This is a genomic window from Yoonia sp. (assembly GCF_036770585.1).
Lineage (GTDB): Bacteria > Pseudomonadota > Alphaproteobacteria > Rhodobacterales > Rhodobacteraceae > Yoonia.
Window position 1 is genome coordinate 1 of record NZ_DAIPIW010000090.1, and the last position, 8,977, is coordinate 8,977.

Genomic DNA, 8,977 nt, shown 5'->3' on the forward strand with positions numbered 1-8,977 from the left:
GCCACGATCTATGGCGACATGGCGGGGGGCTACAATCCGATCAAGGACCTCTACAAGACGCGGGTGTTCGAGGCCGCGCGCTGGCGCAACGCAAACCACCGCGACTGGATGATGGGGCCGGCGGGCGAAGTCATCCCCGTCGCAATCATCGACAAGCCCCCGTCAGCCGAGTTGCGTCCCGACCAGAAGGACGAGGACAGCTTGCCACCCTACGATATCCTTGACGGCATCCTGAAGATGCTGGTGGACGACGAGGCATCCGTCGCCGATTGCGTGGCGGCGGGTTACGACCGCGCCACGGTCAGACGGGTGGAACACCTGATCTATATCAGCGAATACAAGCGCTTCCAGTCCGCGCCCGGCCCGCGCCTGTCCAACCGTGCGTTCTGGCTCGACCGGCGCTACCCGATTGTGAACCGCTGGCGGGATGACAGCTAGAACAGCCGGATCGTTGCGGCTAGACTGCGGATATGGCCCAGAACAAGACCCAAGCGACCCCGGCAAGTGTCGGCGATTTCATCGCCGCCGTCGATCATCCGACCCGTCGCGCGGATGCCGAAACGCTTGATGCGCTTTTCCGCAGGGTCACGGGGTGGCAACCACAGATGTGGGGGCCATCCATCATCGGCTATGGGCAATACCACTATGTCTATGACAGCGGTCGCGAGGGCGACTTTCTCGCGACCGGTTTCAGCCCGCGCAAGGCGAATATCTCGGTCTATATTCTGCCGGGTTATGCGGACTTTCACGATATCCTTGCGCGGCTCGGCAAGCACAAGATCGGCAAGTCCTGTCTTTACATCAACAAGCTCGATGACGTTGACCTGACCGTCCTTGCCGACTTGATCCGCGCCGGGCTCAAGGACCTATCCACGCGATGGCCGCTGCACCCCACCTGACTTCTTTCTCCCAAGACACTCCGGGGTGAGGGGCGGGCAAGGCCCGGCCCGAGGGGCAGCGCCCCTGTCTTGCGCGAAACTGGACAATGCGTGCCCCGCATGATCAAAGCGCCCGCAACAGGAGACGCACCCATGACCACGACCAGATTCGCCCCGTCGCCCACCGGCTGGCTGCATATCGGCAACCTGCGCGCTGCGCTGTTCAACTATGCCATCGCCCGTGGTCAGGGCGGCCGGTTCATCCTGCGGATCGACGATACCGACCCCGAGCGGTCGAAGGATGAATACGTCCAAGGCATCAAGGATGATCTGACCTGGCTCGGGATCACATGGGACCGGATCGAACACCAGTCCGCCCGCATGGACCAGTATCTCGCAGCCAAGCAACGTCTGATCGAGATGGGGCGCCTTTATGAATGCTTCGAGACCCCGACCGAGCTCGATCTCAAGCGCAAGAAGCAGCTCAACATGGGCAAGCCGCCGGTCTATGACCGTGCCGCATTCGGCCTCTCGGACGAGGAAAAGAACAGGTTGCGGGCCGAGCGGGGATCGCACTGGCGTTTCCTGCTGGATCACGCGCGGATCGAATGGACCGACGGGATCATAGGTGACATTTCCATCGACGCGGCCTCGGTCAGCGATCCTGTGCTGTTCAAGAACGACGGCCAGATCCTCTATACGCTGGCGTCGGTGGTCGATGACGTCGAGATGGGGATCACCGATATCGTGCGCGGTTCCGACCATGTCACCAATACCGCGACACAGATCCAGATCATTCAGGCGCTGGGCGGTGCCGTCCCGCGCTTTGCGCACCACTCGCTTCTGACCGGCCCGCAGGGCGAGGCGCTGTCGAAACGCCTTGGAACCCTTGCGCTGCGCGACCTGCGCGCCCGGGGCATCGCGCCACAGGCGGTTCTGTCGCTGATGGCGCGTCTGGGGTCCTCTTATCCGGTGGAATTGCGTGCCAATATCGACGAGGTCGTGGCAGGCTTCGATCTGTCGAAATTCGGCTCGGCCCCGACCAAGTTCGATGCCGCTGATCTGCTGCCACTGACCGCGCGTCATCTGGCGACATTGGATCATGACGCTGTCGCCGAGACACTCCGCGCGGCCGGCGTGCCCGATGACCTCGCCCCTGCTTTCTGGGGTGTCGTGCGTGACAACATCGATACCCTGTCCGATGTGGCCGACTGGTGGGCACTCTTCCGCGACGGGCCCAAGCCGCTGGTCGCGGATGAGGACAGGGACTTCGTGGCCGAGGCTTTTGCCATGCTGCCGCCCTTGCCCTACGGCCCCGAGACATGGGGCGCATGGACGACGGCGGTGAAAGAGGCGACAGGCCGCAAGGGCAAGGGTCTTTTCATGCCGTTGCGCAAGGCAGTGACCGGCCGCGAACGCGGGCCCGAGATGGCGGATGTCATGCCGCTCTTGCAGGTGCGGCCAAAGCTCTAGGCCTTGCTGTTGCATCCGCGCAGACACGGCCCTGCGCTTGCGAAGGTTGCTTTTGACGGCATCGCCTGTCTTTGTGGCCTTCCCAGATGCAACCCAAGGTCCGCCGGATGAGCGATACCGCCAAGCCCCTGCCGCAATCGCAGGCCAAGTTCACGCAAGGCAGCCTGTTCCGCCATATCTCTGTCATGTCGCTGACCTCGTCGGTGGGGCTGATGGCGGTGTTCCTTGTCGATTTCGTCGACATGATTTTCATCTCGATGCTGGGCAAGGCGGAACTGGCGGCGGCGGTGGGCTATGCCGGTGCGGTGCTGTTCTTCACGACCTCCTTCGGGATCGGCATGGCGATTGCCGCGGGTGCCCTTGTCGCCCGGGCACTTGGTGCCAGCGCGGCGGAAGAGGCGCGCCGCAGGGCCACGAACGCGCTGATCTACGGTGTGGTCTTCGGTGCCCTTTTCGCGGCAGCGGTCTGGTTCAATCTGTCCTTCTTTGTCGGCCTTTTGGGTGCCACCGGCGAGACCCATGACCTCGCCGTCCATTATCTGCAGATCATCGTGCCGTCGCTGCCCTTTCTGATGGTCGGCATGATCGGTGGCGCGATCCTGCGGGCGCATGGCGATGCGCGCCGCGCGATGATGGCGACGATCTGGGGCGGGCTGGTGAATGCGGTGCTGGACCCGATCCTGATCTTCGGTCTCGACCTCGAACTGACGGGCGCAGCGCTAGCCAGCGTGGCAGCGCGTCTTGCCATCGCAGTGACGGCCCTGATCCCATTGATCCGCAGCTACGGCGGGTTTGACCGCCCCACCGCGTCGAGCCTGACGATCGACCTGCGGCCCATCGTGGCAATCGCCTTCCCCGCGATCCTGACCCAGCTTGCCACGCCCATCGGGCAGGCCTACGTCACCCGCGCCATGGCGGAATACGGCGAAGAGGCCGTCGCGGGCATGGCCATTGTCGCGCGGATGACACCCGTGGGCTTCGGGATCATCTTCGCCTTGTCCGGTGCCATCGGACCGATCATCGGGCAGAATGCGGGGGCGGGATTGAATGACCGCGTCCGTCGCGCCTTCAGGGAAGGACTTCTGTTCACGGCCATCGTGGTCGTGGTGGTCTCGACACTCTTCTTTCTGGCCCGGCCCGGGATCGCCTATCTCTTCCAGTTGGAAGAAGGGGTGGCCCTGACCATCGTCTTTCTCTTTGCCGGACCGCTGTCGCTGATGTTCTTTTTCAACGGGGTGATCTTTGTGGCCAATGCCGCCTTCAACAACCTGCGGCACCCATTCTATTCGACGGTGGTGAACTGGGGGCGGCATACGCTGGGCACGATCCCCTTCGTCATCGTCTTTGGCGGATGGTTCGGCGCGCCCGGTGTGCTGATCGGCCAATATGTCGGGGGCGCTGTCTTTGCCGTGATCGCGATCTTGTTGGCGCGACGGGTGATCGCCGCGCAAGACGGAATGTCCGAACCCGAGCCTTTCGCACGTCAGGCCCGTCTCTTCAGCCTTCTGCACCACCGCCGATAGGGCCGTTCGACCAGCGATGCGTCATTCCCTTGCGCGCAAGACCTGCGCCGGACGCGCGCCGAGTGGGCGCCATGCAAAGGCGAGCCCCGCCGCAGTGGTTGCAAGGACGCCGCCACCGACGATCAGCAAGGCATTGCCCCAGATCACCCGATAGCTGGTATCCATGATGAAGGTCGACACCGCCCAGCCGCCTAGGATGCCTGCCGCCAGTGCCACGACACCCGCCGCCAGACCGATGATCGCGGCCCTCAGCGTGAAGCTTGCGATGATGCGGCTGCGCGGTGCGCCGATCGTCTTGAGCACGGCGGATTCGAACGTGCGCGCCCGCTCGCCCGCGGCGGCGGCACCGATCAGCACCAAGAAGCCCGTCACCAGCGTGATCAACGCGCCATAGCGGGTCGCCGCCGATATGCCGCCGACCAGATCGATGACCTGATCGATGGCGTCGCGGATACGGATCGCGGTGATATTGGGATAGGCGGTCGCAAGGTCGCGGAGGATCTGCGCCTCGGCCTCTTCCTCGGCATAGACGGTCGAGATCCAGCTATGCGGCGCACCGGCCAGCGCGCTCTGGTTCATGGCAAGGACAAAGCCGATGCCCGCATCCTCCCAACTGACTTCACGAAAGCTGGTCACCTCGGCGGTGATGTCGCGGCCCAGCACGTTCACGGTCATCATGTCGCCAAGCTGCAGGCCCATCTCGGCGGCTTCCCCTGCCGAGAAACTGATCTGCGGTGGACCGGAATAGCCTTCGGGCCACCATGCCCCGTCGGTCACCACCGTTCCGCCCGGCTGCGCATCGGCATAGGTGATGCCGCGGTCGCCGCGTGTGGTCCAATGGCCGTTCGTCACCTCTTCGGCGGGCTGGCCGTTGATCTGGGTGATGATGCCGCGCAGCATCGGTGCTGTATCGACCCGGGCCACGGCCGGATCATCGGCGAGCCGCGCGCGAAAGCCGTCGATCTGGTCGGGCTGGATGTCGACGAAAAAGTAGCTTGGGGCGACCTCGGGCAGGTCATCGGCAAAGGCGCTGCGCAGGTTGCCGTCGATCTGGCCGACGGCGGCAAGAACGGTCAGGCCAAGCCCCAAGGACAAGACAACCGATGTTGTCTCACCCCCGCGCGCGCCGATCGCGCCAAAGGCCAGCCGCAGGGCAGGGCGGCCACGGGCGGGCTTGCGGAAACGCCGCGCGACCCAGCGGATCCCGACGGCTGCAACAACCAGCATGGCAAGTGCCGCAATGATCCCGCCTGCCGTCCAGAGCGTCAGAAACACCGTCCCCGAGAACCACATCGCGCTGCCGATCAACAAGCCGACAAGTGCTGTGATGGCCACCAGAAAACGGGGGTGCGGCAGGCCGCCGCCGGCAGCGGCCGCATCACGGAACAGGGTTGCTGCGCGAATATCCTCGGTCCTGGACAGCGGCCAGAGCGTGAAGACAAGGGCCGCAAGCAAGCCGTAGACCGCCGCCTCGAACAGCGGGGCGGGGTAGATGGCGAAAACGGCAGGGATAGGCAGGCGTGCCTCGATCAGCGGGGCAAAGAGCACCGGCAGGCCGCCACCCAGCACAAGGCCAAGCACAATGCCCAAGAGGGTCAGAATACCCACCTGAATGAAATAGGTGTGAAAGATCGTGGCACGGGTGGCACCCAGCGTCTTGAGCGTCGCGATCACGCCGGTCTTGCCCGCAAGATAGGCGCGGACCGCGGCGGAGACGCCCACCCCGCCCACGGCAAGCCCCGAAAGTCCCACGAGGATCAGAAACGCCCCGATCCGGTCAACGAATTGCGCCGCACCCCCAGCACCGCGCCTGCTGTCCCGCCAGCGCAACCCGCTGTTGCGGAACTGGTCTTCGGCGCTGGTTTCCAGTGCCTCAAGGTCGGCACCGCCGGGCAGGTCCAGTCGGTATTGCGTCGAAAAGAGCGTGCCTTCTTCGATCAGGCCCGAATTGGCAAGGTCGTCAGTCAGCACGATCGTGCGCGGCCCAAGGCCAAAGCCGCCTGCGGAGTTGTCGGGGTAACGCTCTAGTATTGCGCGCAGGGTGAAGTCCTGCTCGCCCAGCCGAAAGGTATCGCCTGCAACCAGCCCCAGCCGGTCGGCAAGGACAGGTTCCATGACGCCGCCGAAATCGGCAAGTGCTGCCTCCAGCGGGATTTCGGGCGAAAGCTGCACCGCGCCGATCAGCGGATAAAGATCGTCAACGGCGCGGACCTGCGTCAACCCGCGTTCCGTTGTCCCGTCACGCGCGACGACAACCATGGACCGGAAATCGACCGTCTCCGAGACCTGATCGGCGATGCTGTTCAGCCAGTCCAGCTCGTCTTCCCGCGCAAAGCGGTAGGTGAATTCCACCTCGGCATCGCCACCCAAAAGTGCCGCGCCATCGCGTTTCAATCCGGCCTCGATCCCCGCACGCACGGTGCCGACAGCGGCAATGGCCGCGACACCCAAGGCAAGACAGGCCAGAAACACGCGAAACCCGCGCAGGCCCCCGCGCAACTCGCGAAAGGCAAATCGTGTCGCGATCCGAAGGCTCATTCCGCGGCCTTCGCCATGGCGGTATCGACGCGCCCGTCGCGCAGGCGGATCACACGGTCGCAGCGTTGCGCAAGCTCGTTGGAATGGGTCACCATGATCAGGGTCGCCCCGTGCCTGTCGCGCAGATCGAACAACAGGTCGATGATCGCCTGACCGTTGGTTTCATCAAGGTTCCCCGTCGGTTCGTCCGCCAGCAACAGACGCGGACGCGGGGCCGAGGCGCGGGCAAGGGCCACGCGTTGTTGTTCGCCGCCAGACATCTGGCTGGGGTAATGGTCGATCCGGTCGGCAAGGCCCACAGCCCTAAGTTCGGCCTCTGCACGGTCGAAGGCATCGCGGGCACCGGCCAGTTCCAGCGGGGTCGCGACGTTTTCCAGCGCCGTCATCGTCGGGATCAGGTGGAAAGACTGAAAGACCACCCCCATATTGTCTCTACGAAAGAGGGCAAGCTGGTCCTCGTTCATCGCGGTCAGATCCTGCCCCAGCGCGGTAATTGTCCCCGATGTCGCCTGTTCCAGCCCGCCCATCAGCATCAGGAGAGATGATTTGCCCGACCCGCTAGGCCCGATCAGCCCCAAAGTCTCGCCGCCTGCCACCTCAAGCGAGATGTCGTGCAGGATGTCCACCCGCCCGGCGTTTCCGTCGAGCGACAGGCTGGCGTTGGTGATGGAAAGGACGGGTGCGGTCATTGGTGCGGCCTCTGATCGGGTCAGGTCTCTTGCATATGGGGTCGTTTGTGGCAGTGCCAAGCTGGCCGCCGTGCTTTTGATCTCTTCTACGGCGGTCCATGCCGAAAAGATCACGATTGCCGCCTTCGGCGACAGCCTGACGGCGGGTTACGGGCTTTCGCAGGGTGACGGATTTGTCCCGCAGTTGCAGGCGTGGCTGGATGCCGAAGGGATCGATGCCTCGGTGATGAACGCAGGCGTGTCCGGTGACACCACGGCAGGCGGGCTTGCGCGGATCGGCTGGACGCTGACGCCGGACGTGGACGCCATCATCGTGGCCTTGGGTGGAAACGACTATTTGCGCGGGGTGGATCCGGCGGTCAGCAAGGCCAACCTTGATGCCATCCTCGCAGAGGCGCAGGCCGCCGGGGTCGAGACGCTGCTGGTCGGCCTGTCAGTGGGTGGCAACTACGGACAGGACTACAAACAGGCCTTCGAGGGGATGTATGCCGAGCTTGCGGCGAAATACGACATACCGCTCTTTGCGGACTTTGCTGCGGGGATCAGGGCCGAGGTGGGAATGGCGGACGGGATGACCAGATTTCTGCAATCCGACGGCATCCACCCCAACACCGAAGGTGTGACGCTGATCGTCGCGGCCATGGGGCCCGCGGTCGCCGATCTGGTGGCAGCGGCTCGGTAGCATGCGCCGCCGCGCGGTCCTGACGCTTTTCGCGGTCAGGGGTGACCGGCGGACGCCGTCTTTCGCGTCCGCCGGCATGTCTTCAGTCTTGTCCGGTCAGTTTGCCAGAGCCAGATTGACGGCGCTTTCGCGTCCGTCGCGGCCCGCTTCGATATCGAAGGTGACTTTCTGATCGTCACGAAGCGTCGTCAGTCCCGCACGTTCGACGGCAGAGATATGGACGAAAACGTCCTTGCTGCCGCCATCAGGCGCGATAAAGCCGAAGCCCTTCGTCGTGTTGAACCATTTTACGGTGCCAGTAGCCATTCTGCGTTCCTTCTCGAGTACCGCTCGCGAGAGTGCAGCGGCTTGGCGCGGTCAAACGGATCGGTGGACTGGGCCAGAGGAGCGGACAGTGGTCGTCAGATTAACGTTGCTGTGACATTATGACACATATGTCAATAATTTCAAGCCACGTTGCCTGTCACTTTTGGTTTACAGAGCCCGCTCCGTAGCCGGTTCAGACCAGCGCGAGGTTGATCGCGGCTTCGCGGCCGTCGCGGCCTTTTTCGAGGTCGAAGCTGACTTTCTGGTTGTCTTGCAGGCCGGTCAGGCCGGAACGCTCGATTGCGGAGATGTGGACGAAGACGTCCTTGCTGCCGCCGTCAGGCGCGATAAAGCCGAAGCCTTTTGTTGTGTTGAACCATTTCACGGTGCCAGTAGCCATCGTGTTTTCCTTTGTTTTCAATGCTGTCCGCGTGATTGCGACAGCGCGGCTTAGTCAGTGCAAGATCGATGGACTGTAGCCGAAAAGGAAGACAGTGGGTCGAGTTGGATAACGTCTGCACCCCCCACATGGGGGCGATGCGCCAAAAAAGCAAGGGAAATCGCGCAGGCGGCACAGCGGCGGCATCACGTCGGCAATACGTCGGGCATGGCGGCGCGGTGCCGAAGGGCCGCGTTAACCCGTTGGTGAGAGAGTGGCCTTCTTTCCCGAAAGGACTGCCCATATCTGATACTGAAATGCGCCGCGCTGTCGACCGGTTGTATGAACGCCAGCAGGCCGCAATCGAGGCGGCCAAGCCGAAACCGAAACCGCCCCTGACCCCGCACCCAGCGGTTGGCCCGCGAAAAGGTGTTCCGCTATCTGGCCGAGGAAATGTGAACAGGCGTGCAAAATTGACCCCGTAGCGGGTTAATCGGCGTCTAAAAATG

At 63.5% G+C, this 8,977-nt stretch carries 9 protein-coding genes; 5 read left to right on the forward strand and 4 right to left on the reverse strand.

The features are described from left to right. The 4 genes from nadE to V7N12_RS12575 all read left to right on the forward strand — a co-directional run. Positions 1-438: NAD(+) synthase (gene nadE, locus V7N12_RS12560; RefSeq protein ID WP_333714947.1), on the forward strand; the 438-nt coding region annotated here is incomplete at its 5' end. 32 nt (positions 439-470) lie between these two features. Next, a complete protein-coding gene (locus V7N12_RS12565) occupies positions 471-899 on the forward strand; it encodes a DUF1801 domain-containing protein (protein WP_333714948.1) in 429 nt (142 codons plus the stop codon). Between the two features lie 132 nt (positions 900-1,031). Beyond that, a complete protein-coding gene (gene gltX, locus V7N12_RS12570) occupies positions 1,032-2,351 on the forward strand; it encodes a glutamate--tRNA ligase (RefSeq protein WP_333714949.1) in 1,320 nt (439 codons plus the stop codon). Between the two features lie 107 nt (positions 2,352-2,458). Beyond that, positions 2,459-3,874: an MATE family efflux transporter gene (locus V7N12_RS12575; RefSeq protein WP_333714950.1), complete on the forward strand. Its 1,416-nt coding sequence runs from the start codon at positions 2,459-2,461 to the stop codon at positions 3,872-3,874. Positions 3,875-3,895: 21 nt separating this feature from the next. On the opposite strand, the gene V7N12_RS12580 is transcribed toward V7N12_RS12575, so the two are convergent. Continuing rightward, entirely contained in the window at positions 3,896-6,412 is a 2,517-nt protein-coding gene (locus tag V7N12_RS12580) for an ABC transporter permease (RefSeq protein WP_333714952.1), read from the reverse strand. Beyond that, a complete protein-coding gene (locus V7N12_RS12585; protein ID WP_333714953.1) occupies positions 6,409-7,101 on the reverse strand; it encodes an ABC transporter ATP-binding protein in 693 nt (230 codons plus the stop codon). The genes V7N12_RS12580 and V7N12_RS12585 overlap by 4 nt, the downstream gene beginning before the upstream one ends. Here V7N12_RS12585 and V7N12_RS12590 point away from each other — a divergent pair. Then, on the forward strand, positions 7,079-7,783 hold the full coding sequence (locus V7N12_RS12590) for an arylesterase (RefSeq protein WP_443089966.1): 705 nt from the start codon (positions 7,079-7,081) through the stop codon (positions 7,781-7,783). The two genes, V7N12_RS12585 and V7N12_RS12590, sit on opposite strands and share 23 nt — an antisense overlap. Positions 7,784-7,879: 96 nt before the next feature. Here V7N12_RS12590 and V7N12_RS12595 read toward each other — a convergent pair whose 3' ends face one another. After that, positions 7,880-8,089 carry a cold-shock protein gene (locus V7N12_RS12595; protein WP_333714956.1) on the reverse strand — a complete coding sequence of 70 codons (210 nt, stop codon included), beginning with the start codon at positions 8,087-8,089 and terminating at the stop codon, positions 7,880-7,882. 193 nt (positions 8,090-8,282) lie between these two features. Further along, a complete protein-coding gene (locus V7N12_RS12600; protein ID WP_333714957.1) occupies positions 8,283-8,489 on the reverse strand; it encodes a cold-shock protein in 207 nt (68 codons plus the stop codon). Positions 8,490-8,977: the final 488 nt, after the last annotated feature.

Bases quoted from the DNA above. Each gene is read 5' to 3' on its own strand.
- V7N12_RS12565 (WP_333714948.1), top strand. From the start codon at position 471: ATGGCCCAGAACAAGACCCAAGCGACCCCGGCAAGTGTCGGCGATTTC.
- gltX (WP_333714949.1), top strand. From the start codon at position 1,032: ATGACCACGACCAGATTCGCCCCGTCGCCCACCGGCTGGCTGCATATC.
- V7N12_RS12575 (WP_333714950.1), top strand. From the start codon at position 2,459: ATGAGCGATACCGCCAAGCCCCTGCCGCAATCGCAGGCCAAGTTCACG.
- V7N12_RS12580 (WP_333714952.1), bottom strand. From the start codon at position 6,412: ATGAGCCTTCGGATCGCGACACGATTTGCCTTTCGCGAGTTGCGCGGG.
- V7N12_RS12590 (WP_443089966.1), top strand. From the start codon at position 7,079: ATGGAAAGGACGGGTGCGGTCATTGGTGCGGCCTCTGATCGGGTCAGG.
- V7N12_RS12585 (WP_333714953.1), bottom strand. From the start codon at position 7,101: ATGACCGCACCCGTCCTTTCCATCACCAACGCCAGCCTGTCGCTCGAC.
- V7N12_RS12595 (WP_333714956.1), bottom strand. From the start codon at position 8,089: ATGGCTACTGGCACCGTAAAATGGTTCAACACGACGAAGGGCTTCGGC.
- V7N12_RS12600 (WP_333714957.1), bottom strand. From the start codon at position 8,489: ATGGCTACTGGCACCGTGAAATGGTTCAACACAACAAAAGGCTTCGGC.